We start from the raw sequence: 24,921 nt of genomic DNA, 5'->3' as shown, positions 1-24,921 counted from the left end.
CCCGGAGCTTCCCCCTTATGCCCCTGATTTCGCTTTCCTTCGTGCGCCGGAGGATGCAGCGCTTTTGCCTGCTGATCATTCCCCTGGCCAGCCTCGGCCTGGCGCCAACCTCCGACGCCGATGAGCGCGCCTCGGCAACGGACTGCAACCTGCCCCTGAACAAGCTGCTGTCGATGCGCAACAGCCTACCCCGCAAGACCCTCAAAGTGGCCCGCATCGTCCCCCCCGAACGCCCCCTGGAAAGCGCCGGCAACCAGGTCCTGAAGTCGATCTCCGATGAATACCTGAAGCTGATCGGCGAACAGCTCGACCTGCATTTCCAGAACGTCGAGGTGCCCTCCCCCCAGGCCGCCATCGATGCCCTGCGCGAACACCGGGTCGACCTGCTGTCACGCGCCAGTGACTTCGAGGCGGCCAACCCGGACCTGCGCCTGAGCCAGCCCTATCTGCGCAACCAATCGATCATCGTCGGCCGCATCAACGATCAGAGCCTGCCCCTGGACCTCAAGGGCAAGCAGGTCCTGGTCCTGGACAACTACCTGCAAGCCGATCGGGTCCGCGCGGCGTACCCCCAGGCGACGGTACGCCGGGTGCGCACCACGGCGCTGGGCTTCGAGCAACTGGCCCAGGGCGAGGCGGATGCCTTCATCGGCGATCAGTTCCGCTCCAATCTCTACCTTCGTGCGCGCCCCGACCTGGCCCTGCACAACAAGTTTTCCGCACTCCTGCCCAACACCGGCTTCGGCTTTGCCGTACGCAGCGACCAGGCCACCCTGCTGGCCCTGCTCAACCATGTGCTGCACACCGTGCCCGAAGCGCAGAAGCTCAAGGTCCAGCAACAGGCCAGCCACGGCCCGTTTCCCTATTCGCCCACCGATGCCTTCATGCTCAGCCCCCAGGAGACCGCCTGGCTCAAGGACCACCCGCAGATCAACCTGCTGGCCCACGAGGCCCCGCCGTACCTGTACCGCAGCGGCGACGGCCAGTGGGCCGGGCTGAGCATCGACCTGCTGCAAACCCTGGCCGATGCCTTTCGCCTGAAACTGAACATTCAGCCGAGCCTGTCGCGCACCAACGACCTGGAACAACTGAGCAAAGGCAGCGCCGACCTGAGCAGCCGAGCCCTGGGGATCGGCGAAGGCGCGCGCAGGGTGCTGCTCAGCCAGCCCTACGGCACCCGCAGCTGGACCTTCATCATCCGCAATGGCGACAGCTCCCCCAGCTCCCTGGAGGCCATGGAAGGCCGGCGTCTGGCCCTGTCGCGCTTTCATCCGCTGTACGAGCATCTGCGCACGCGCTACCCGCGGATCCAGCTGCTGCTCACCGAGAACTACCAACAATCCCTGGACCTGGTGCTCCAGCGCCAGGTCGATGCCACCCTGGACAGCCCCAGCGCCGGCCAGACCCAACCCGGGCCGGGCCTGAAATACGGCCTGTCGATCAAGGCCACGCCTACCCCCCATCAGTTTTCCGTGAGCGCCGATGCCGGCGAACTGCTGAGTATCCTCGACAAGCTGCTGGACTCGCTGTCGCGCACGCCCCAGAGCGACATCCAGGTGATCGCCGAGCGCCCCCGGGACAACTTCTGGAAATGGGCCGCCGAGCAGGCCTGGCATGTCGGCGTGGTGGTGCTGGTGATCTTCGGCCTGTCCCTGGTGTGGAACTGGCGGTTGAAGATCCAGGTCAAGGAGCGGCTCATCGCCCAGACCCGGCTGCAGGACCGCCTGGCGTTCCAGTTTTCCCTGCTCAACGGTCTGCCGACCCCGTTGTACGTGTGCGACCTGGCGGGGCGATTGAGCACCTGCAACCGCGCCTATGAAGAGTTCTTCACCACTTCCGAGGACCAGGTTACTGGCTGCCTGCCCACCGAGCAGCTCAACATGCCCGCGGAATTCGCGCGGATCCTGCAGGACGAACACCAGCAACTCTTGCACAACCACCGGCCGCGTTTTCTCGACACCAGCTTGATGATCAAGGGCGAGCAGCACTACCTGTATCAGTGGCTGGTGCCGTTCTACAGCGCCCGCGGCCAGTTGCAGGGCCTGCTGGGGGGCTGGCTGGACATCTCCGAACGCAAGCACCTGGAAATCAAGCTGCGCGAAGCCAAGCAGGTCGCGCTCAAGGCCAGCGCCGCCAAAAGCGAGTTCCTCGCCTCCATGAGCCACGAGCTGCGCACCCCGCTCAATGCCCTGGTGGGGCTGCTGGAACTGGAAACCAGCGGCCGCAGCACGCCTTCGCACAACCTGAGGGTGGCCCAGCAGTCGGCGACCTCGATGATCGACCTGGTCGGCAATATCCTCGACATGGACAAGATCGAGAGCGGCCTGATGCAGCTGGCCCCTCACCCCACCGCGCTGGAACCGCTGCTCAACAACAGCCTCGGCCTGTTCGCCGTCCAGGCTCGGGAAAAGAACCTGCAGTTGCATTTCGACTACCAGGCCGACCGCCAGCGGGTGTACTGGGTCGACTCGCTGCGCCTGCAGCAGATTTTCCACAACCTGATCAGCAACGCGCTGAAATTCACCGACCAGGGCAGCATCCACGCTCGGGTCAAGGAAACTGCCCTGCGCGAAGGCGTCAGTCTGCTGACCCTGACGGTCCGCGACAGCGGCATCGGCATCCCCCAGGCCCTGCAGCCGTTGATCTTCGAGCCCTATCGCCAGGCCAGCGCGCGCACCGCCCACCTGTACGGCGGCTCCGGCCTGGGGCTGAGCATCTGCAGCCAGCTGACCCAGTTGATGGATGGCCATATCTGGCTGGAAAGCGAGCCCGGCCAGGGCTGCAGCGTGCATGTGGAACTGCCCCTGAGCTGGCAGTTGCCGCTGGTGCAGGCACCCGAGCCCCTGGCGCCGGAGCAGCAGGCGGCCAAGGCCCTGCGGGTGCTGGTGGTGGACGATGTGTCCACCAACGGCCTGGTGCTGACCCTGCAACTGGCCCGCCTGGGCCACCAGGCGCAACACGTGTGCAGCGGCGAAGAGGCACTGCTGGCCTTGGCCGAAGAACCGTATGACGTGCTGATCAGCGACTGCAACATGCCGGAGATGGACGGCTACGCTCTGACCCGTGCCGTTCGCGAAGACGAGCAGCGCCGGGGCTGCACGCCGCGCTTGATCATCGGCTACACCGCCAGCGCCCTGAGCAACGAGGCCACCCAGTGCTCCAACGCCGGGATGAACGACCTGATGATCAAGCCGGTGACCCTGGCACGCCTGCAGGAAGTCCTGAGCAACCCGCTGGCGCCGGAGGAGGAGCCGGAGCAGGACCGTGCGTTCAGCCTCGACCACCTGGACGAAGTGGGCCGTAACAGCTCGATCCTGCGGCGGCGAATTCTGCTGGAGCTGACCAAGAACCTGCAGCAGGAAATCCAGCAGCTGCGCGAGGCCGACCTGGTCGCCGCCTCCCACACCCTCGGCGACCTGAGCCATCGCCTGAGCGGCGTGGCCTGCCTGATCGATGCCGGCGAAATGGCTGCCGCCTGCCACGGATTGCGTCAGGTCAACGTGCTCCAGCCAGAGGCCATTCGCCGCTGCCAGGCCACCTTGCTGGCCGCCATGGAGCGGATCTTCGAGCAGGCCAAGGCCGACCTCGCCGCCTTGCGCCAGCCGCTCAAGCCCTGGTCGCGAGGCATCGCCCGGGCCCCGCTGCTGCACTCTCGTACTGGTCCGATGTGATCCACAGGCTGTTCTTCCTACTCTGGCGCCTGCTTTCGGGGGGCGCCAGACAGGGATGCCAGTCTCAACTTGAGCCATGACCTCCTTCCCCACGATCGCCTGTTGAATCCAATAATTTCCAACTAAGGATCAATCGATGATCACGTTGCACCGAGCCCGTTCATTCCTCAAACTTCCGCTGGCCATGGCGATTGGCATGGCCGCGCTTGCCGCCCAGCAAGCCAGCGCCCACGGCTACATCGAAAGCCCGAAAGCCCGTTCGTTCATGTGCAGCTCAGGCGGTGGCGGCCAGAACGCCAACTGCGGCCCGGTCATGTACGAACCGCAGAGCGTCGAATACTTCGGCACCCCTGGCGGCGGCCGCGAGCACTTCCCCAGTAATGCCCAGGCCTGCACCGGCGACTTTCGTGTCTGTGGCCCGGCCAATGGCACCATCGCCGCCGGCGGCATGATCGGCTTCGCCAAGCTCAACGAGCAGTCCAGTACCCGCTGGGCCAAGAACACCATCAAGCCCGGCCTGCAGACCTTCACCTGGAAATACACCGCCGGGCACGCCACTCGCTACTGGCAGTTCTACATCACCAAGAAAGACTGGAACCCGAACCAGCCGCTGACCCGCGACTCCTTCGAGATGACCCCGCTGCTGGATGAGAAGTGGAACGGCAGCATGCCGGCCAAGGGTGGCGAGACCACCAAGCACCAGGTCAACATTCCGGCGGACCGCAGCGGCTACCACGTGCTGCTGGCCACCTGGAAGGTCCACGACAACTCCAACACCTTCTACTCGGTGATCGACCTGAACATCGACAACGCCAATGCCGTGCCATCGCAATGGAACGACATCGGCGCCGTGCAGCCCGAGCCATTGAAGGTCGGCGACAAGGTCATGACCCGGGTCTTCACCAGCTCCGAGCAGAGCGCCAAGCAGGTAGTGCTGAGCATCGATTCGCCCGAGCTGGCCAACGAAAACGTCTGGCCGTTCGAACTGGCGAAGAAGGTCAACGCCGCCAAGCTCGGCTATCAGATGGGCATCCTCGACGACCAGGACCAGATCAAGCCCAACCTGGGCAAGAACAGCATCTTCGTCAAGAAAGGCAGTGACATCAGTAACGTGATCATCGCCAAGGAACTGGCCGGCCAGCCAAGCGAACTCAGCGTCACCGGCCTGCAGCCCGAATACACCGCGAACAACGGCCAGGTCGATCTGCACTTCAATGCCATCGTCAAGGCCAACGACCCGAAAGACGAGTTCATGGTCTACGCCAAGGTGTTCGACAGCGCCGGCCAGACCCTGGCCTACGAGCACGCGCCGGTCGGCAACCTGACCCCGCATTTCTCGATTTCGCTCAAAGGCATCAAGTCCGGCAAGTACGACCTGGTAGTGGTCTCCAGCTCGAAGAAAGGCCAATTGATGCAGCAGACCCACAGCTTCTCCGTCAAGGTCGAAGGCAACACCGGTGGCGGCACCCCGCCGGGCGAAGGCGGCGGCAAGCCGGGCGAAGGCGCCAAGTACGACCACGTGTTCCCCGAGGGCCTGAGCAGCTACAAGGCCGGCACCCTGGTGCTGCAACCCAAGGACGGCAAGACCTACAAGTGCAAGCCCTTCCCCTACGGCGGCTACTGCCTGCAGTGGAAAGCCGGAGCGACCCAGTACGAGCCCGGCTCCGGCAGCCACTGGACCATGGCCTGGGATCGCCAATGACCACTAGCACCCAGGCTTGACCCTTGAGCGTGGCACGCAAGTGCCACGCTTTTTTTTGCCTGGCAATCCCCGGCCCCGGCGTGCCGCACGGCTCCCTCGACGGCTGTCGTGCAATGACCTGAAACATCTGCTCCATCGGACTCTAGTACTCGTCCGATGGGCCCCCGGCACCCCGCCACGTAGCCTGTGATTGTTCCCGGGGATGTGCGGGCAAGGATGCCAGCGCTGTACATCGGCCCCCCGTCCCCCCCAGGGAGCTTTTGTATCTTTTTAATTGCTCAAGGCTTTTTCAATGATCAACACCACACAAGCCCGCTCGTTCCTCAAACTGCCCCTGGTCCTGGCCATGAGCGTTGCCGGCCTCGCCGCGCAACAGGCATCCGCTCACGGCTACATCGAGAGCCCGAAATCCCGCGCCTTCATGTGCCACTCCGATGGCGGCAAGCTGAACGCCAACTGCGGCGCGGTAACCTACGAACCGCAAAGCACCGAGTACATCGGTCGTCCGGGCGAAGGCGCCATCTCCCACTACCCGAGCAGCGCCCAGGCCTGCACCGGTGACTTCACCAAGTGCGGCCCGGCCAACGGCACCATTCCTGCCGGTGGCCTGGCGCGCTTCTCCGAACTCAACGAACAGTCGGCCACACGCTGGACCAAAAACACCATCAAGCCGGGCCCACAGACGTTCACCTGGCTCTACAAGGCCGGTCACGCCACCCGCTACTGGCAGTTCTACATCACCAAGAAAGACTGGAACCCGAACCAGCCCCTGACCCGTGATTCCTTCGAGAAGACCCCACTGCTCGACGAGCCATGGCCAGCCCTGAACGTCCCTGCGCCAGCCGGTGGCCGCACCCAGCACACCGTGAACATCCCGTCTGACCGCAGCGGTTATCACGTCCTGCTGGCGACCTGGAAAGTCCACGACACCGACGCGACCTTCTACCAGGTGGTCGACCTGAACATCGACAACGGCGCGGTGATTCCTTCGACCTGGACCACCGTCGGCGCGGTACAGCCCGAAGCCCTGAGCATCGGCGACAAGGTCAAGACCCGGGTGTTCAACGCCCAGGGCGAGATCAACGCCAAGCAAGTGGTGCTGGAGATCAACTCCGCCGAGCTGGCCAAGGCCGATGTCTGGCCGCACGAACTGGCGAAGAAGGTCAACGCCGCCAAGCAGGGCTACCAGATGGGCCTGCTCAACGACAAGGACGAAGTGGTACCGAACTTCGGCAAGAACGACATCCTGGTCAAGAAGGGCAGCGACATCAACAACGTGATGATCGACAAGGAACAGGCCGCCAAGCCAGGCGAGCTGACCATCACCGGCATGCAGCCCGAGTACACCCTGAAGGATGGCAAGGCCGACCTGCACTTCAACGCCATCGCCAAGGGCGGCGACTACACCGTGAAGGCCACGGTGTTCAACGCCAAGGGTGAAAGCGTCGCCTTCCAGCAAGCGCCTCCGGGCAACACCCCGCACTTCTCCATGCCCCTCATCGGTCAGAGCGCCGGCAAGTACGACCTGACCGTCGTGGCCACCTCGAAGAAAGGCGAGCTGCTGCAACAAGGCGCCAGCTTCCTGCTCAAGGATGAAGACACCGGTGGTGGCGAAGGCAAGTACGACTACGTGTTCCCCAACGGACTGAAAGCCTACAAGGCCGGCACCGTGGTGCTGCAACCCAAGACCGGCAAGACCTACGAGTGCAAACCCCACCCGTACAGCGGTTGGTGCACCCAGTGGACCAGCGCCAATAACGCCTATGAGCCCGGTGTAGGTTGGGCATGGGACAACGCCTGGATCGCCAAGTAAGTCTCGACCTCGTCAACCCGAACGTGGCGCTCCGGCGCCACGTTCCCTTTGCCGGAACAGCCCCCATGAGTTCAATCACTTACTCGAAGCTTCAGGTACTGCTGCACTGGACGTTCGCCGCCATCATTCTCTGGGCGACGGTCACCGGTTTCGGCAACGCCCTGCTCACCCTGCCCACCGCCATCGCCGAAGGCCTCAACTTCATCAACGTGTCGTTGACCTTCCTGCTGATTCCGCTGTTCGGCCTGCGAATTCTCTGTGCCCTGGATCGTCACCCGCCGGCCCAGGCCCACCGGATCCTCGGCCTGCTGGCCAAGGCCGGCCACCTGGCACTCTACGTCATGACCGGCCTGGTGCTGGTCACCGGGGTGCTGATGATGGAGCGACCGATCAATGTCTTCGGCCTCATGCACCTGCCCCAACCGCTGCAGGAACCGCTGCTCACCGATTTTTTCAACAGGGTGCACAAATACGCCTGCGTCGCCCTGGCCCTGCTGGTGATCGGCCATGTCGCCGCCGTGGCCGTGCATCATTGGCGCGGTGAAAAGCTGCTGCAGCGCATGTCGCTGTGAACCGCTTGCGCCTTCCTCCACGCGCCGGCCTCTGGGCCGGCGCTTTGCTGCTCCTGGCCGGCTGGTTCGGCTGGCTGGGCCATGGCACCTGGCAGTTCAGCCAACGCCTGCACAGCGTCCAGCAACCAATGCCGGTGCAGACGCCCACGGCGCCTCCCGCGGTGCTGGACAGCGCCGCCATCGCCCGCCTGTTCGGGGTACTGCCGGCCGAGGCCAGCGGCAACCAGCCACGGGTGCCCCTGAACCTGTTGGCCAGCCTGGTGGAGCGCCACCCCGAGCAATCCCGGGCCTTGATCGAGTCGCCTGAAGGCAGCCGTTTCTACCGGATCGGCGAAGCCCTTCCAGGGGGCGGCAGCCTGCGCCGGATCGGCCCCCAGGAAGTCTCGATCCAGCGTTTCGGTGAAGAGCAGTCACTGTCGCTGGCCCCCACTTCGACCTTGCTGGTCCCCCTGCCGCCGGACGGCCGCGACCCGACGAGCCGTACCGCCAATGCCGGCGGCGCTCTCCAATCCCCCTCATCCTTGTGAACCCTGACCCCATGAAACGAGCATTTATCGCCGGCTCCCTGCTGGCCCTCGGCACCTTGATCAGCCCCTTGCAGGCGGCGGAAAAGAACACTGCCGAGCAGCAGTGGACCTTGAACATGAAAGACGCCGAGCTGCGCGACCTGGTCAACGAGGTGGGCCAGATCACCGGCAAGACGATGATTCTCGACCCGCGCCTGAGCGGCAAGGTCACGGTGCAATCGAGCACCGCGATGGACCAGAAGGGCATCTACTCGCTGTTCCTCACCGCCCTGCGCAGCCAGGGCTATGCGGCCATGGACCAGGGCGACCGGGTGCTGATCCTGCCGGTGGCCGAGGCCAAGACCAAGGCCCATGCCGAACCCAGCGGTGGCAGCGATGAGTTCGTCACCCAAGTCATCGAACTGAGCAACTCCAATGCCAGCGAAGTGGCGGCGGCCGTGCGCCCGCTGGTGGCCGCGGACGCCTACATGGCGCCGTCCACCACCGCCAACGCGCTGGTGGTGTCCGACAGCGCCAACAACGTGCAGCGGGTGCGCCAGGTGATCCAGGAACTGGATAACGCCGGTGGCCGCCAGTTCAATATCCTCCAGCTCAAGCACGCCTGGGCTGGCGACGTGGCCAAGACCCTGAGCGACAGCCTGACCGACAACAACGGCGCCATGAGCAGTGCCAAGGCTATCGGCGATGCCCGCAGCAACCGTCTGATCCTGGTGGGCCCGGCGCCGGTCCGCCTGCAGATGCAACGCCTGGCCCAGAGCCTGGACGTGCCGAACAATGCCGGCGAGAACGCCCGGGTGCGGCGCATCAACCACGGCGACGCGAAGAAGCTCGAAGAGCTGCTCAGCGGCATCGGCAAGCGCATGGAATCCGGTGGTCGCAGTGACGGCCAGAAGCAGGAGAACCCGGTGCTGGTCAGCGCCGACGAAAGCCAGAACGCCCTGGTGCTGATGGCTTCCCCGGCGCAGCTGGCGACCTTCGAAAGCATCATCGACGAACTCGACCAACCCCGCGCCCAGGTGCTGGTGGAAGCGGCCATCGTCGAAGTCAGCGGCGACATCAACCAGGCCCTCGGCGTGCAGTGGGCCGGGGCTCGGGGCAACTGGGCCGGGGCCAGCAACTTCAACAGCGCCGCAATGTCCATCGGCACCCTGCTGGGCAACCTGGAGGACGGCAAGAGCCCGACCCTGCCGGACGGCGCGATCATCGGCATCGGCAGCCGCAACTTCGGTGCGCTGATCACCGCCCTGTCCAGCGACTCCAACAACAACCTGCTGTCGACCCCCAGCCTGCTGACCCTGGACAACGAACAGGCGGAGATCCTGGTGGGCCAGAACGTGCCATTCCAGACCGGCTCCTACACCACCGACACCGCCGGCGCCAGCAACCCCTTCACCACCGTGGAGCGCAAGGATGTGGGGATCACCCTCAAGGTCACCCCGCACATCAACGAGGGCAACTTCCTGCGCCTCAAGGTCGAGCAGGAAAGCTCCGAGCTGGCCGCCGCGCCACCGGGCATCAGCACCAGCGACGTGATCACCAACAAGCGCTCGGTCAAGAGCACCATCCTGGCCAACGACGGGCAGATCATCGTCCTCGGCGGCCTGATCAAGGACAACGTCAAGGTGCAGGTGAGCAAGGTGCCGTTGCTGGGGGATATCCCCTGGGTCGGCAAGCTGTTCAGCAGCAGCAAGGAGGTCAACGAGAAGACCAACCTGATGGTGTTCCTGCGCCCTACCCTGCTGCGCAATACGGCCAACGCCGACAAGCTCAGCACCCAGAAGTACAACAACCTGCGTTCGCTGCGCACCCTGGACGGCAAGCCCCGCGGCCAGCTACCGCAGAACCCGCACCAGCTGTTCGACGCCAACAGCGAGGGCGACCAGGGCCTGATCGACATGCGCACCGGCGGCGCCGCGCAGCCATGATCACGCCAGTCGCCAGCCCGCGCCTGGCCTTTGCCTATGCCCGGCGCCACGGCGTGGTGCTGGAGCACCAGGCCCAGGGCCCGGTGCTGTATTGCCGGATCGATACCCCCTGGTCGGTGATTGCCGAGGTGCGCCGTTTCAACGGTGCGCCGTTGCGCAGCGAAGTGCTCGACGAGCAGGCGTTCGCCCAGCGCATGGCGGCCCACTACCGCGATGGCCAGGACGGCGCCAAGCAGGTGGCCGACGGCCTGGGCGAGCAGTTCGATGAGGAGTTCGACCTCTGCAGCCTGGCCGACCAGTTGCCGAAAACAACCGACCTGTTGGAGCAGGAAGACGACGCACCGATCATCCGCCTGATCAACGCGATCCTCAGCGAGGCGGTGAAGAGCAAGGCTTCCGACGTGCACCTGGAAGCCTTCGAGGAACACCTCTCGGTGCGCCTGCGGGTCGACGGCCTGCTGCGTGAAGTGCTGCGCCCGCGGCGCGAACTGGCGACCCTGCTGGTGTCGCGGATCAAGGTCATGGCCAAGCTCGACATCGCCGAGAAACGCATCCCCCAGGACGGCCGCATCGCCTTGCGCATCGCCGGCCACGAAGTGGACGTGCGGGTCTCGACCCTGCCTTCGAGCCACGGTGAACGGGTGGTGATGCGCCTGTTGGACAAACAGGCCGGACGCCTGGACCTGGGTCACCTGGGGATGAACCCGGTGCTGCGCCAGCGCCTGGAAACGGCCTTGCACAAACCCCACGGCATTCTCCTGGTGACCGGCCCCACCGGCTCCGGCAAGACCACCACGCTGTACGCCGGCCTGGCCAGCCTGAACAGCCTGGAACGCAACATCCTGACCATCGAGGACCCGGTGGAATACCACCTCACCGGGATCGGCCAGACCCAGGTCAACGCCAAGGTCGACATGACCTTCGCCCGTGGCCTGCGGGCGATCCTGCGTCAGGACCCGGACGTGGTCATGGTGGGCGAGATCCGCGACCGCGAGACCGCGGAAATCGCCGTGCAGGCCTCCCTCACCGGGCACCTGGTGCTCTCGACCCTGCACACCAACAGCGCCATCGGCGCGGTGACCCGCCTGGTGGACATGGGCATCGAGCCGTTCCTGCTCTGCACCTCGTTGCTGGGGGTGCTGGCCCAGCGCCTGGTGCGCCTGCTGTGCATCGACTGCAAGGAAGCCCACAGCGCCGATGTTACCGCCTGCGAGCGCCTGGGCCTGGCCCCGGACGCCGCGCCGCTGCTGTATCGGCCAGTGGGCTGCCCGGCCTGCCAGCAGTCGGGCTACCGCGGCCGCCAGGGGATCTACGAACTGGTGCTGTTCGACGACACCCTGCGCCAGTTGATCCATACCGGCGCCGGCGAACACCAACTGCTGGGCCATGCCCGCCTGCACAGCCCGAGCCTGTTCGATGACGGCCAGGCCATGGTGCTGCCGGGGCTGACCAGCCTGGAAGAACTGCTACGGGTTACCCAGAGGGACTGAACATGGCCGCCTACGAATACCTGGCCATGTGCGCCGCCGGGAAAAAAACCAGCGGCGTGCTGGAAGCCGACAGCCCGCGCCAGGCCCGGCAACTGTTGCGCGAACGCCAGTTGATCGCCCTGAAGGTCAGCGCCAGCCACGGCAAGCGCAAGCCTGGCGCAGGGGCCAGCCAGACCTTCGGCGGCAGCCTGAGCAGTGCCGAGCTGGCCTTGATGACCCGCCAGCTGGCGACCCTGGTGCAGGCCTCGCTGCCCCTGGAGGAAGTGCTCGCGGCGGTGGCCGCCCAGTGCGCCAAGCAGCGCCTGAAAAGCATGCTGCTGGCGATCCGGGCCCGGGTCCTGGAAGGCTACAGCCTGGCGGTGGCCCTGGGCGGCTACCCTCGGGCCTTTCCCGATCTGTACCGGGCCACGGTGGCCGCCGGCGAGCGTTCCGGGCACCTGGACCAGGTGTTGATGAACCTCGCCGACTACACCGAGGCCAGCCAGGCGGCGCGCCAGCAGATCCAGCTGGCCATGCTCTACCCAAGCATCCTCATGGTGGCGGCCATCAGCATCGTCGGTTTTCTCCTGGGGTTCGTGGTGCCGGATGTGATCAAGGTGTTCATCGACAGCGGCCAGGAACTGCCCCTGCTGACCCGGGGCCTGATCGCCAGCAGCGGCGTGCTGCGCGACTACGGCCTGGCGTTGCTGATCCTGATCGGCATCGCTGTAGCGGGGTCACGGGCGGCCTTGCGCCAACCGGTCAACCGCGAGCGCTGGCACGCCCTGGTGCTGCGCCTGCCATTGATCGGCGGGCTGGTACGGGCCAGCAACTGCACGCGCTTCGTCAGCACCCTGGCGATTCTCGGGCGCAGCGGCGTGCCGCTGCTGGATGCCCTGGGCATTGCCAGCGAAGTGGTGGCCAACCAGAAAATTCGTACCGGTCTGAAAGACATCGTCCGTGGCGTGCGCGAAGGTATCAGCCTGACCCGGGCACTTGAGCTCAACGGCAGTTTCCCTCCGATGATGCTGTACATGATCGCCAGCGGTGAACGCTCCGGCGAGCTGGACAGCATGCTCGAACGCGCCTCCAGGCAGCAGGAAGAACAACTGGCCAACCGCATCGCCTTGCTGGTGGGCCTGTTCGAGCCGGCGATGCTGGTGTTCATGGGTGCGTCCGTGCTGGTCATCGTGCTGGCGATCCTCATGCCGATCCTCAGCCTGAACCAATTGATTACTTGAATGTGGAATCCCCCGACGTGCACACAGCGAACAAACAACGCGGTTTTACCCTGATCGAAATCATGGTGGTGGTGGTCATCCTCGGCGTCCTCGCCGCCCTGGTGGTGCCGCAGATCATGAGCCGCCCCGACCAGGCCAAGGCCTCCGCCGCGCAAAGCGACATCAAGGCGATCGCCATGGCCCTGGACATCTACAAGCTCGACAACCACCAATACCCCAGCAGCCAGCAAGGCCTGCAGGCCCTGGTGAGCAAGCCCAGCGGCAACCCGCCGGCGCGCAACTGGAACCCCGACGGCTACCTCAAGCGCCTGCCGATCGACCCCTGGGGCAACGGCTACCAGTTCCGCGCGCCGGGTTCCCGGGGGGGCGCCTACGACCTGTTTTCCTTCGGTGCCGACGGCAAGCCCGGCGGCGAAGGCCTGAACGCCGAGATCGGCAACTGGGACCGCTAAGCGGTGCAACGACGCCAGGCCCGGGGCTTCACTCTGCTGGAGCTGTTGGTGGTGATCTTGCTGATCGCCCTGACGGCCGGCCTGGTGGGCCTGGTCAACCCCGACTCCGGCCCGCGCCAGGCGCGCCAGGAAGCCCAGCGCCTGCTGGGCCTGTTGCAGTTGCTGCGCCAGGAAGCCGTGCTCGGCTACCAGGACTTTGGCCTGCGCATCGAGCCTGACGGCTACGAGGTGCTGCGTCTGGATGACCGGGGCCGCTGGGTCGCGGCCAGGGATTTTCGCACTCACCGCTTGCCCGAGACGCTGCGCCTGCGCCTGGAAGTCCCCGAGGCTGGCCCGGCCCTGGGCGCCAGCGGCAACAGCAACGGCCTGCCGCAGTTGCTGCTGCTCTCCAGTGATGAAACCAGCGCCTACACCCTGTGGATCGACTACCGCCAGCAGGCACTGCTGAGCCTTTCCAGCGACGGCATACAGGATGCGCAACTTGAAACCCAGGACTGATCAGGGCTTCACCCTGCTGGAAGTGATGGTCGCCCTGGCGATCTTCGCCACCTTGTCCATCGCCCTGTTCAGCGCGGTGCAGCATATCGCGCTGAACAGCGCCAACCTCGCCGAGCGCACCCAGGCACTGTGGATCGCCGACAACCGGATGAATGAACTGCGGGCCGGAATGCGTGAAGCCGACTTGCGGCGCACCGAGGAGCGCATCGAATTCGGCGGCCGCAGTTGGTGGCTGTTCAGCGAGATTGAAAGCGCTCCGGACCCTCGCCTGCTGAAGATCCAGCTACGGGTCTCCGCCGAGTCCAACCTGCAACGCGCCCGCCAATACAGTCGCGCGCAATTGCTCGGCTACCTGGAGGCTCGCCCATGAAGCAGCGCGGTTTCACCCTGCTCGAGGTGGTGATAGCCATCGCCATCTTCAGCCTGCTGGGACTGGCCACCTATCAGTTGCTCGACCGGGTGCTGCGCAGCGACCAGCGCATCGGCCTGCATGAACAGCAACTGCGGGCGCTGCAGCGGGCCATGAGTGTGCTCGAACGCGACCTGGTCCAGGCCCGTCGCCAGCCGCTGGTGGACGACCCCAGCCATAGCCAGGCGCTGATCAGCCAGCCCGACGGCATCCGCCTGGTGCGCGGCGGCTGGAACAACCCCCTGGAATATCCACGCAGCAACCTGCTGCAAGTCAGCCACCGCTGGCAGGACGGCACCTGGCTGCGGGAAACCCGTGCCCTGTCCCAGCCCCCGGCCGACCCGGACGCCCGGCAGCGCCCCATCGGTCCCAGCAGCCAGCAACAGCAACTGCTCACGGGGGTGCAACTGACCCGCCTGCGCTTGATCGACGGCCTCGGCCAGGCCCATGAATCCTGGCCAGTGGGCAGCGAAAGCCTGAGCCTGCCGGCGGCGCTGGAGATCGAACTGGACGCGCCGGGCTACCCGCAGGTGCGCCGGGTGATCCTGCTGCCCGGCGGCATTGAACCAGAGGCGCAGCCCGGCAATGACTAACCCCGGCCGGCAACGGGGCGTGGCCCTGCTCAGCGTGCTGCTGATCACCGCGCTGGTGACCCTGGTGGTGAGCAACATGCTCGCCCGCCAGCGCCTGAGCCTGCACAGCAGCAGCAACCTGGTGCAACAGCAGCAGCTCTGGCAACTGGCCCTGAGCGGTGAGAGCTGGGCCCGCCGGCAACTGCTGGAGGATGCCCGCAGCGAAGGCGGCCTGCTGGTGACCCATCTGGGGCAGCACTGGGCGCAACCGGCGCCGGTGTTCGAGCTCGATGGCGCGCGCATCCACATTCAGTTGGAAGACCTCAGCGCCCGGCTCAACCTCAACAGCCTGCGCCAGGGCAACAACCTCAACCTGCGGGCCCGCTACCAGCGCCTGCTGGCCTTGCAAGGCATCAAGGCCCATGACCCGGCGCGGCTGATCGGCCAGAACAATCGCGAGGGCGTGCCGTTGCCCTTGAGCGACCTCAGCCAGTTGCGCCAACTGCCCGAAGTGGACAGCCAGGTGCTGCGCCAGCTCGAACCGCTGGTGGGGGCGTTCGACAACAGCGCGATCAACGTCAACACCACCCGCGCCGAAGTACTGGCCAGCGTCGAAGGTATCGACCTGCCCACTGCCCGCACCCTGGTCGACTCGCGCCCGGCCAAGGGCTACCCCAGCCTGGCCGCCTTTCTCTCCAACCCGATGCTCCAGGGCCGAGACATCAGCCCCCAGGGCCTGGGGGTCAGCAGCCGGCAGTTTCGCGCCACCATCGACGTCGAACAGGGCTCGCGACGGCTGCGCCTGGTCAGCGACCTGCGGCTGATGGACACCAAGAAAGTCCGGGTGCAGCAGCGCACGTTGCTGCCCAGCCCGCCCCCCGATCAATCGAAAACCGAGTGAACCGACATGAGCCAGTGGCTTTACCTTTCCCCCCACGCCAGCGGCGCGGCGCCCTGGCGCTGCTGCTGGTGGCAAGCGGGTGGCCCGTTGCACCAGGGCGACCTGCAACAGGCCGCGGCCGAGCTCGGCCCGCAGCCGCTGACCCTGCTGCTGCCCATGGAAATGGCCAGCCATCACCAGGTCAGCGTGCCGGCGCGCAGCGGCCGCTGGCTGCGCCAGGCGCTGCACAGTGCCCTGGAAGAACAGCTGATCGATGAACTGGAGAGCCTGCACCTGGCCCACGGTCCGCTCAAGGACAAGCGCCATTGCCCAGTCCTGGTGCTCAATCGCCAACGCCTGAGCCACTGCCTGGGGCAGTTGGCGGAGCTGGGCTTGCACCCCTCGCGCATTCATGTCGACGCCGACTGCCTGCCCCAGGATCAGCCTCGGGCCCTGGCCTGGGATGGCCGCTGGCTACTGGGGGGCAGCGCGCCCCTGCGCCTGGCCCTCGCCGTGGACGAGTTGGGAGCACTGGGCCCAAGACTGCCGGCCGAGCTGATCTGGCAGGGGCCACAACCGCCAGCGCTGGAACGCGCTGACGCGTTCCATTGGCAAGCCGAAGAACGCCCCTGGGACTGCCTGAGCCAGGGCTCGCAACAGGCCATCGACCTGTGCCAGGGTGAATTCCAGCGGCGCCCCCGGCAGGCCTCGCCCTGGCGCCTGGCCCTGGTGGTCCTGCTGCTGGCCGGGGGCGCGCAGTTGCTGCAGAACGTTGGCCATCGCTGGTACCTGGAACACCAGAGCGAGCAGCTCCAGGCCCGCAGCCTGGCGCTGTGGCAGCAACGTTTTGCCGATGAGGGCCCGGTCACCGACCTGGCGGCGCAGATCCACGCCAAGCAACAGCAGGAGGTGGAGGAACAACCCGGCAGCGCCCACAAACTCTCGCGGCTGGCCGAGCAGTGGAGCCTCAGCCACGGCGCCCTGGTCCTGGTCCACCGCCTGGACTACCAAGCGGGTGAAGGCTGGAGCCTGCAAGTCAGCGCGCCGGCCTTCGCTGACCTTCAACAACTGCGCGAAGGCCTGATTGCCCAGGGCCTGGACGCCAGCACCGACTCCTCCGTACGCGACACCGCCGGGGTCAGCGCACGGTTGCAGATCAAGGAGTGAGGCATGACCCCGCCTGCACTGAAAAGACCTTCCCTGTCCACCCTGCTGGGCCTTGGCCGGCTGCACTGGCAGCGCCTGGCCAAACGCGAACAACGGGCCCTGCAGGGCCTTGGCCTGTTCGGCCTGGTCACCACGTTCTATCTACTGCTCTGGCAACCGCAACTTCAAGCCTTGAAGGATGCCGAGCAACGCTTTATCGAGGTCACGCATTTGTACCAGCAACTTCAGCAACTGCCCGCCACCAGCGCCTCCAGCCCGGCGCCGGCGATTTCCATCGAAGCCTTGCCCGGGCTCCTGGCCCGTTCCAGCAGCCAGGCAGGCCTGAACCTGGAGCGCATGGACCATGAGGCTCCGGGGCGAGTGAGCCTGGCCCTGGAAGGACCGCTGGGCGGCCTGATCGGTTGGGTCGATCAACTGGAGCAGAAGCAGGTGGAGGTGCTGTCGTTTTCCATCGAGGTCAACCAGGACGCCGTGGCCACGGCGCGATTGCAGGTCCAGACCCGCTGAATCCCGGGCCATCAGCCGAAACCCACGCAACAAAAAGCCCGCCGAAGCGGGCTTTTTTACAGGGGGTTTAATCCCTGTGATCAGTCATCACGACCCAAGATGCCGAACAGCTGCAACAGGCTGACGAACAGGTTGTAGATCGATACATACAGGCTGATGGTCGCCATGATGTAGTTGCGCTCGCCGCCGTGGATGATGGCACTGGTCTGGAACAGGATGCACACCGAGGAGAACAGCACGAAACCTGCGCTGATCGCCAATTGCAGGCCGCTGATCTGGAAGAACAAGCTGGCCAGCACCGCACCCATCAGGACAAAGAAGCCGGCGGTGATGAAGCCACCGAGGAAGCTCATGTCCTTGCGCGTGATCAGCACGTAGGCCGAGAGGCCGCCGAACACCAGGGCGGTCATGGCGAAGGCCGAACTGACCACTTCGGCGCCGCCCTGCATGCCCAGGTAGCGGTTGAGGATCGGGCCGAGCAAGAAGCCCATGAAGCCGGTCAGGGCGAAAGCCGACACCAGGCCCCAGGCCGAGTCACGGAGTTTGTTGGTGAGGAAGAACAGACCGTAGAAGCCGATCAGCACCACGAAGATGTTCGGATAGCCGACGCGCATCTGCTGCGCGACATAGGCCATCACACCGCTGAACGCGAGGGTAAGGGCCAGCAGACCGTAAGTGTTGCGCAGGACGCGGCTAACCTCTAGCTGCTCGGCCTGCACGCCGTTGTTAACTGCGTAATCCTGTTCGCGCATGGCGACACTCCTGTTGGGGGAAACATTTAGTGGCAAGGATGATAACAGAGGCTCTGTAAGTCGCGACGCAGAGAGTTTGACAGTGTGTTTCATTCGGGTATTATGGCGCCCGCAACGCGATCTGGAGGTGTGGCCGAGTGGTTTAAGGCAGCGGTCTTGAAAACCGCCGACTGTAACAGGTCCTAGAGTTCGAATCTCTACGCCTCCGCCAAATCTCAACGAGAAAGCCCTGATTTTTCAGGGCTTTTTTGTGTCTGGTGGATTTTGCTCCTAGCCTCTGCCAATCGAATCAGCCCTATCAGTTTTGGACGCGTCCGAAACTCTGCTGTTTTACCCAGGCCCTCGTGGCGTTATGTCTTCATTGACTAGAGCAGTCCTATTTCAGTGGCACATGATGCTCTAGCCCAGCCTTCCGGCGCCCTGGCGACCGAACACCACCTCTCCCTGTTCCCCCATCCAACGTGGATGGAATGCCACTACCACCTTGCCCAGTATCAGCAGTAATGTGTTGCCCCTCTCAAAGCCAAGGAGCGGTGATGTCAATCAGAAGCCTCAGGAAAAACCTTCCCGCTGACCCAGACAACAACGGCTGGGTACTCGGCTGGGCAGTGATGAGGGACGCTCCCGGATCATGGCAATTCGTCGCTATCCACGCCGATAAACCTACCGCCGAAGCGCAGGCTAGACGTCTTGGTGGGTGGTATGTCGTCGAATACGGTGCCCATCAGCCTGGTACTGAAAAATTCATTGGCGGCTCTGCACCTCCGCAATAGCGGGCCGATTTTCCTCGGCCAATCCCCTGCGGCACGGACCCGGCCCCGGCTCAAGTGAGCCCGGATTTTTCCCCTTTGTGCCGCTAATCAGCGCCCCGGATCTCGCGCCCGCATCCACCCTGGATGCCGCGTTTGCTGTCCCTATCTGCAGGTGGTGCATCTGCATCAGCCGTGCAACGGCGCACTGACGCGCTGCAAGCCTGTCGCGCCCGCTGCTTCGGGTGCAGGTTCGCGCTCTGCCCCGCCAGCCATCCTTTTGCTCGGTGATAGTGCATGCCGAATTGATCACCGCGCAGGTAGTTACGCCCCGCAAGACGTTTAGCAGTAGAGAGGCCCACCCTCTATAACCATCAACAGCTTGATTGCTAAAAACACCCTGTTTTTATCGTACTCCCGAATGCCCCGTTTAATAGGGACAACTATTAAACCCAATTCAAAACTGCATCCACATTAAAAATATGCTTGCTACAGTGTAAGTAGCCAAAGCGCAGCAACCGCCATTCAACCTTTACATAAAGGTGAATCACCCTATCGGCAACAACGCTCGTTGCTGCAGTGATATTTGGCCCGCGACAGCTGTTGCAATTGTTTCAACAAGCTTCACCCCAACCCACGAAAACAGACCCAGCATCAAGCAACATCGATTGGCATGCCACACAACCCACATGCCATTCAACAGCACTAAGGAAAGCAGACAAGAATAATTGCTTGATATATCCCTAGTTCAACACTTGCCGAACAAGAAACAAGGCATCCACCCGCCAATGGTGGATATCGAATTATCTTGATTGAAAACTTTTACCCTAACAGGAGATTACTATGAGACCGGTCCAGAAAATCACCGTTAACAACAAAGGCGGCTACGTATTCAACTTCTCGGTCCAATGGCTGGGCAGCGACGGCAGGTGGGTGACCTCCGAGTGGAATAGCGGCAACTATCCCGTGGCGACCTCGCGGACAACTCCCGACCTGAACACCATTGGGGTTCCGGCCAATGCGCTGGCGGTCACGGTCTATGGACACGCAGTGGCCGGGACTTCCGGTCAGGGAACGCCGTTTGTCGCGTTCGCAGCTAACGGTCAGATCGCCACCTATGACGCTGTCGGTACCACGTTCATTGGCTTTGCAATCAACTTGATCGAGTAGACCGCAACCTTGTCCCGATGATGCCTGGCGCCAATGCTCCATGGAGAGTTGGCGCCAGCGCATTTCATCGACCGCATGTTTCATGCCGCCATCCCCCAACTGGACATCACCATGAGAAAAGTCGAGCGCATTGGCTGCCTCAACAATGGCATCTTCATCATGAACTTTTCGATTCAGTGGTTTGATTCGAAGGGAAGCTGGCATACCTCGGCCTGGAACAGCGGCAACTTCAACAACGGCCTGTACAAGGTAAGCCCGGCACTTTCGTCGCTCAGAGTTCCAGCCGATGCGATCGGGGTGGCCCCTTATGTTTGTGCAGTGCTTGGAACAAGCAATCGAGGGACGCCCCTGGTGCAGTCGGCAGATAACGGCAGGCTGGCAGCTTACGAAGTGACAGGAACGACCCTGGACTTCAAGGTCCAGCCTCTGCCGTGGAGGAACTGGGCACAGAACATCGTTCATACAATGTCGATCGATGGGGAATATTACTTCTCGCCGACGAACCTGGTTGAACTCCAGGCCATCGTCAGCCAAGCCGTACTGGCTGGCGCGACTGTCCGCGTTTCCGGCCAGCGGCACGCGCAGCCGGCCCTGGTGGCCGAAGACAATCGCCTCGCGCCGAACCCGGCGCGCTGGCTGATCGACCTCTCCTGCTACAAGGACCTGGGGCCCGAGGGCAATCAGTCCATCGTCCTGCACCCCTCCGAAACCAGGGTCACGGTGAACACCGGTGTGCGCGAGGATGCGCTGGATGCGTTTCTGACGGGCCACGACATGATGCTCAAGACCGTGACCGCCGGCGGTTTTTTCAGCCTTGGCGGGATGACCGCGGTGGACGTGCACGGTGCCACCATCAACGCGCCGATCTTCGCGGAAACGGTCTCGGCGTTCAGCATCATGGGCCCGGATGGCCAGGTAAGGACCCTCGACACACAAACCCCGGCGGTGGATGGCTGGTCGCCCCTGCAGTTCGCCCGCGTCTCTCTGGGGGCCCTGGGAATCGTAACCTCGGTCACCGTGGAGGTGATGCCACGCCCCTGGGCCACGACCTTGAAATCGGGCAAGGAGGGCAACATCACCTGTAACGATCAGCAGGCGTTCATTGCTCAATTCAAGACCCTGCTCGCCAGCCATGACCGCGTTGAGTCCTTCGTCAATCCGTACACCCACAACTTCCTCATCCTGTGGTGGGACCTGGTTTCGTCCCCAGCGACGAAGATTCCGAACCTGCAGGCAAGCGTTCCCGATGCCTGTGCCCTGGCGCAAGAAAACATCTTCGGCGCGCCCTATTTGATACCGATGGAGCCGATCCTCGAACCGCCCCTGATTGCGGCGCAGTATCTTGGAAACAAAAAGGCGGCCAACGCGATCATCGATGCGGGCTACCTCACCATAGAAACCCTCTTCGATCAGGCTGCGGCTGTCTACTCCGACTTGTGGCTGACCCGGGCGTCGCGGGTGATCTTCATGTCTTATTTCATCGAACTCCCGGCACTCGATGATTCAGGGCTGGGCAAGGCCTGGCAGGGTCTTGACGCGGTCATGGAGCGCCTCAAGCGTTCCAGCGACTTCCTGCTGGTTGCCCCGATGGAGTTCCGCTTCGTCCGTGGTGGCGACAGCGCACTGGCCGGAACCTACACCGAAACCCCCAACGCGACCTTCGTCAATCTGGACCTTATCGGTTACGTACCGGCCGTCGCGGGGGCTGAATACCCCCAGCTCCTGCTGCACTTCTTCGCCGACATCGAGCGCGCCTGGGTGGCCCTGGGAGGAATGCCGCACACCGGCAAGATGTTCGGTTTCTACGACCCGAATCGCCCCGCTGGAACATTTTCGCCACCGTTCAACCCGGCGTTCCTCAAGGATCTGGCGACGCGGCGCGGTGCCAGAATCAAGGCCTTCGATTCCTACCGCAGAAGCTGCGATCCACAGGGTGTGTTCCACAACCGTTTCGTAGCGGCGCTGTTGGGCGACACGCCCCAGTAGAGCAGCCCCGCCAAGGAAAGCGTCCGGTGCCTGATCTACAGTTGAAGCAGGCATTGAGGACATGACCATGTGCGGGCGCCTTTCCCAGTACCGTGGCATTCATGATTTCGTGGCGGCCTTGAGCATGCCCGGGGCCCTGGTCAACAACCTGGGCGAGCAGCCCCTGGGACACTACAACGGCGCACCGAGCATGCAACTTGCCCTGTTCCATGTCACCGCTGGCAGGCTTTACGCCGACCCGGTGCGTTGGGGCTGGAAGCCGCACTGGGCCAAGGATCGAGCCCCACCGATCAATGCCAGGGCCGAGAACGTGGCCCACGGCCCGTTCTTCCGGCAGATCTGGCCACACCGGGCCATCTGCCCCATCGACAGCTGGTTCGAATGGGTCGACGAAGGTGGCCCGAAGAAGCAACCCTATCTGATCAAGCACCGCGACGGTTCGCCCATCCTCTGCGCATCCATTGCACAGCTGCCCGACCCGGACCAGGGCCGCGGCGAGCACGACGGCTTTGTGCTCATCACTGCCGCCAGCACCGGCGGCATGGTGGACATTCACGACCGGCGACCGGTCGTCCTGGAACCCCGGCTCGCCCGGCAATGGCTAGACCTGAGCACCTCGAAACAGCAGGCCGAGCAGATGGCCTTGTCCCTGGGTGAGTCAGTCGAGCGTTTCCAGTGGTTCAGGGTGAGTCCCGCAGTGGGCAACGTGAAGAACCAAGATCCCGGGCTGATTGCCCCCCTGGAGGCCTGAGCGGTCAGCGTCCACTGCCGCCGCCCCGCCCTCCTCTACACCTTCAGTACAGCGAGCGGCCGCCATTGGTTCGCGGGCTCCGGCTTGGGAATTTTCTGACAAGCTGCTCGGCCGCTCCTCAAAGACTGAAAGTTAATGTCAATGTAATATTTTCAGCAGAAACCAGACACTTAATACCTCAACAAAACCACATCAAGTGCAATGTTCTCCTCACCCCAGCCTTCGAATCCGCGACACAAAGTCAGTTCCTACCAGCAGCAAGGCCAGCCACGATGAACCGCACAACTTCCCCCTCAAGTGCCCTTGCATTTATTGCATCGATCTATATGTATTGCCTCACTGCACAAGCCGTTACTATTACAGCGACCGGCAGCGAATATGAGCCGGCAGGTATTCGTTACTTCTTTACCGTCGATGACTGGAACAGTTTCAGCTCAGGTGAAAGTTGGTGCCGCTATCAATCCCCTGACATAAATAATTGCAGCTTACATATTTATGGATTGAGATCACCTGGAAGCAGCTCCTACATGGTCTCAAGCTTATATTCTTGGTATTACATGCCAACGACCTCCAGGACCATGGGCCAACTTTATAACCAAATGAACAGCAAAGGCTTTTCCACCCCATTCAAGGGGTCGATACTGGTCCCAAAAAATATAAATCCTCCGCTCACAAACCCCATCTGTATCAGCTTCGCCAGATCTTTTACCGGCCCCAATCTCGGCGGAGCCATTGGGCCTGTAGGGCCCTGCGCCCGAGTCATTCCCCCACCACTCAAATGTGAAATCCATGGCAACAGCACGATCGACCACGGAACCCTGAGCGACGATAAGGTCGATGGGCACACCGCCTCCACTCAACTGGTTGTCGAGTGCACAGGCATCAGCAGCATCAATATTTCGCTGGTCGATGTCGGCGTGAATGGCATTCGCCTGAGGGACGACCGCAGCCTCTATTCGATGATAAGCATCAACAACAAGACCGTGGATGCCCACGGCGCATTGTTCGCTATCGATAACAACCTCCTGCTCAATGTGTCCTCCCAGCTTTCAAAGAAAGGCGAGCTGGCCCCAGGCACTTTTTCAGGGGCTGCAGTCCTCAGGGTAAGCCCGCCCTGAAGGCTCGCTCGAACCAGCACTGGCGCATTGGGCACCACAAGCATCGGGGGACGGGCGAAAAAAAACCGGCGAGTCATCGCCGGTTTCATTCACAGCCGCTCGGCAGCACAGGGAAGCACCTTGTTCCCCGGCCCGCCGCCAGGCTCAGTGCGCCGCGTTCAGGGTCAGGCGCATCTGGCGGTTCACATCCTTGTACAGCAGGTAGCGGAAGCGACCCGGGCCACCGGAGTAGCAGGCCTGCGGGCAGAAGGCGCGCAGCCACATGAAGTCGCCAGCCTCGACCTCGACCCAGTCCTGGTTCAGGCGATACACCGCCTTGCCTTCCAGCACGTAGAGGCCGTGCTCCATGACGTGGGTTTCGGCAAACGGAATCACGCCACCGGGTTCGAAGTTGACGATGTTGACGTGCATGTCATGGCGCATGTCGCTCATGTCGACGAAGCGCGTGGTGCTCCAGCGGCCTTCGGTATCGGGCATGATCCGTGGCTCGATGTCCTGCTCGTTGGTCACGAACGCGTCCGGGTACGGCACGCCATCAACCTTCTGGTAGTGCTTGCGGATCCAGTGGAAACGCGCCTCGGTGCCGCTGGTGTTGCGCAGTTTCCAGTCGGCGGCCGGCGGGATAAAGGCATAGCCGCCGGGCTTGAGGACGTGAACCTGGCCCTGCAGGGTCAGGTTGATCTCGCCTTCGACCACGAACAGCACCGCTTCGGCGTTCGGATCTTGCTCGGGCTTGTCGCTGCCGCCATTGGCGCCGACTTCGACGATGTACTGGGAGAAGGTTTCGGCAAAGCCGGACAGCGGCCGGGCCAGGACCCACATGCGCATGTTGTCCCAGTGCGGCAAGTGGCTGGTGACGATGTCACGCATCACGCCCTTGGGAATCACCGCGTAGGCTTCGGTGAACATCGCGCGGTCGGTCAGCAACTCGGTCTGCGCCGGGTGGCCGCCGTGGGGCGCGTAATAGGTGGTTTTGGACATGGAGACTCT

The 24,921-nt window shown here is 63.6% G+C and carries 21 protein-coding genes and 1 tRNA gene; 20 read left to right on the top strand and 2 right to left on the bottom strand.

Going from position 1 to position 24,921, the window contains the following annotated elements; genetic code table 11:
* Positions 1-17 precede the first annotated feature (17 nt).
* From U873_RS0102365 to gspM, 15 genes are all read left to right on the top strand, one after another.
* A complete protein-coding gene (locus U873_RS0102365) occupies positions 18-3,671 on the top strand; it encodes an ATP-binding protein (protein WP_025126708.1) in 3,654 nt (1,217 codons plus the stop codon).
* A 136-nt stretch (positions 3,672-3,807) separates the two neighbouring features.
* Positions 3,808-5,373, top strand: a complete 1,566-nt coding sequence (gene gbpA / locus U873_RS0102360; protein WP_025126707.1) for an N-acetylglucosamine-binding protein GbpA — start codon at positions 3,808-3,810, stop codon at positions 5,371-5,373.
* Between the two features lie 292 nt (positions 5,374-5,665).
* Positions 5,666-7,186, top strand: coding sequence for an N-acetylglucosamine-binding protein GbpA (gene gbpA, locus U873_RS0102355; protein WP_025126706.1), 1,521 nt, complete (start codon positions 5,666-5,668; stop codon positions 7,184-7,186).
* 65 nt (positions 7,187-7,251) lie between these two features.
* Positions 7,252-7,758 (top strand): cytochrome b, encoded by a 507-nt coding sequence (locus tag U873_RS0102350; protein ID WP_025126705.1) that lies wholly within the window; start codon positions 7,252-7,254, stop codon positions 7,756-7,758.
* 5 nt (positions 7,759-7,763) lie between these two features.
* Entirely contained in the window at positions 7,764-8,285 is a 522-nt protein-coding gene (locus U873_RS34195; RefSeq protein ID WP_157838054.1) for a type II secretion system protein N, read from the top strand.
* 11 nt (positions 8,286-8,296) lie between these two features.
* Entirely contained in the window at positions 8,297-10,210 is a 1,914-nt protein-coding gene (gene gspD, locus U873_RS0102340; protein WP_025126703.1) for a type II secretion system secretin GspD, read from the top strand.
* Positions 10,207-11,700 (top strand): type II secretion system ATPase GspE, encoded by a 1,494-nt coding sequence (gspE, locus tag U873_RS0102335; protein ID WP_029978077.1) that lies wholly within the window; start codon positions 10,207-10,209, stop codon positions 11,698-11,700. Before gspD ends, gspE begins: the two co-directional genes overlap by 4 nt.
* Before the next feature lie 2 nt (positions 11,701-11,702).
* Positions 11,703-12,920, top strand: a complete 1,218-nt coding sequence (gene gspF / locus U873_RS0102330; RefSeq protein ID WP_025126701.1) for a type II secretion system inner membrane protein GspF — start codon at positions 11,703-11,705, stop codon at positions 12,918-12,920.
* 17 nt (positions 12,921-12,937) lie between these two features.
* Positions 12,938-13,372 carry a type II secretion system major pseudopilin GspG gene (gene gspG / locus U873_RS0102325; RefSeq protein ID WP_025126700.1) on the top strand — a complete coding sequence of 145 codons (435 nt, stop codon included), beginning with the start codon at positions 12,938-12,940 and terminating at the stop codon, positions 13,370-13,372.
* A gap of 3 nt (positions 13,373-13,375) precedes the next feature.
* On the top strand, positions 13,376-13,870 hold the full coding sequence (gene gspH, locus U873_RS0102320) for a type II secretion system minor pseudopilin GspH (RefSeq protein ID WP_025126699.1): 495 nt from the start codon (positions 13,376-13,378) through the stop codon (positions 13,868-13,870).
* Positions 13,845-14,240, top strand: coding sequence for a type II secretion system minor pseudopilin GspI (gene gspI, locus U873_RS0102315; RefSeq protein WP_025126698.1), 396 nt, complete (start codon positions 13,845-13,847; stop codon positions 14,238-14,240). Before gspH ends, gspI begins: the two co-directional genes overlap by 26 nt.
* Positions 14,237-14,872 (top strand): type II secretion system minor pseudopilin GspJ, encoded by a 636-nt coding sequence (gspJ, locus tag U873_RS0102310; protein ID WP_025126697.1) that lies wholly within the window; start codon positions 14,237-14,239, stop codon positions 14,870-14,872. Before gspI ends, gspJ begins: the two co-directional genes overlap by 4 nt.
* Positions 14,865-15,752 carry a type II secretion system minor pseudopilin GspK gene (gspK, locus tag U873_RS0102305; RefSeq protein ID WP_025126696.1) on the top strand — a complete coding sequence of 296 codons (888 nt, stop codon included), beginning with the start codon at positions 14,865-14,867 and terminating at the stop codon, positions 15,750-15,752. The genes gspJ and gspK overlap by 8 nt, the downstream gene beginning before the upstream one ends.
* Before the next feature lie 6 nt (positions 15,753-15,758).
* On the top strand, positions 15,759-16,898 hold the full coding sequence (gspL, locus tag U873_RS0102300; RefSeq protein ID WP_025126695.1) for a type II secretion system protein GspL: 1,140 nt from the start codon (positions 15,759-15,761) through the stop codon (positions 16,896-16,898).
* 3 nt (positions 16,899-16,901) lie between these two features.
* Positions 16,902-17,405 carry a type II secretion system protein GspM gene (gspM, locus tag U873_RS0102295; RefSeq protein WP_081818597.1) on the top strand — a complete coding sequence of 168 codons (504 nt, stop codon included), beginning with the start codon at positions 16,902-16,904 and terminating at the stop codon, positions 17,403-17,405.
* An 80-nt stretch (positions 17,406-17,485) separates the two neighbouring features.
* Here gspM and U873_RS0102290 read toward each other — a convergent pair whose 3' ends face one another.
* On the bottom strand, positions 17,486-18,157 hold the full coding sequence (locus tag U873_RS0102290) for a Bax inhibitor-1/YccA family protein (protein ID WP_025126693.1): 672 nt from the start codon (positions 18,155-18,157) through the stop codon (positions 17,486-17,488).
* 123 nt (positions 18,158-18,280) lie between these two features.
* Between U873_RS0102290 and U873_RS0102285 the strand changes: the two genes are divergently transcribed.
* From U873_RS0102285 to U873_RS0102265, 5 genes are all read left to right on the top strand, one after another.
* Positions 18,281-18,368: transfer RNA gene (locus U873_RS0102285), tRNA-Ser, on the top strand.
* Between the two features lie 1,381 nt (positions 18,369-19,749).
* Entirely contained in the window at positions 19,750-20,076 is a 327-nt protein-coding gene (locus tag U873_RS0102280) for a hypothetical protein (protein ID WP_015636211.1), read from the top strand.
* Positions 20,077-20,187: 111 nt separating this feature from the next.
* Complete coding sequence (locus U873_RS0102275) at positions 20,188-22,062, top strand: D-arabinono-1,4-lactone oxidase (protein ID WP_043274474.1); 1,875 nt, start codon at positions 20,188-20,190, stop codon at positions 22,060-22,062.
* Positions 22,063-22,129: 67 nt separating this feature from the next.
* Positions 22,130-22,813, top strand: coding sequence for an SOS response-associated peptidase family protein (locus U873_RS0102270; protein ID WP_025126691.1), 684 nt, complete (start codon positions 22,130-22,132; stop codon positions 22,811-22,813).
* 272 nt (positions 22,814-23,085) lie between these two features.
* Complete coding sequence (locus U873_RS0102265) at positions 23,086-23,931, top strand: hypothetical protein (RefSeq protein WP_157838053.1); 846 nt, start codon at positions 23,086-23,088, stop codon at positions 23,929-23,931.
* A gap of 144 nt (positions 23,932-24,075) precedes the next feature.
* Here the strand turns inward: U873_RS0102265 and U873_RS0102260 are convergent, their stop codons facing one another.
* The gene (locus U873_RS0102260; protein ID WP_025126689.1) at positions 24,076-24,912 is read right to left on the bottom strand and encodes a bifunctional allantoicase/(S)-ureidoglycine aminohydrolase; all 837 of its coding nucleotides are present in this window, start codon (positions 24,910-24,912) and stop codon (positions 24,076-24,078) included.
* Positions 24,913-24,921 lie beyond the last annotated feature (9 nt).

This window comes from Pseudomonas sp. PH1b, from assembly GCF_000633395.1.
Lineage (GTDB): Bacteria > Pseudomonadota > Gammaproteobacteria > Pseudomonadales > Pseudomonadaceae > Aquipseudomonas.
The sequence above is the reverse complement of the archived record's forward strand: the minus strand, read 5'-3'. Positions and strand labels throughout refer to the sequence as shown.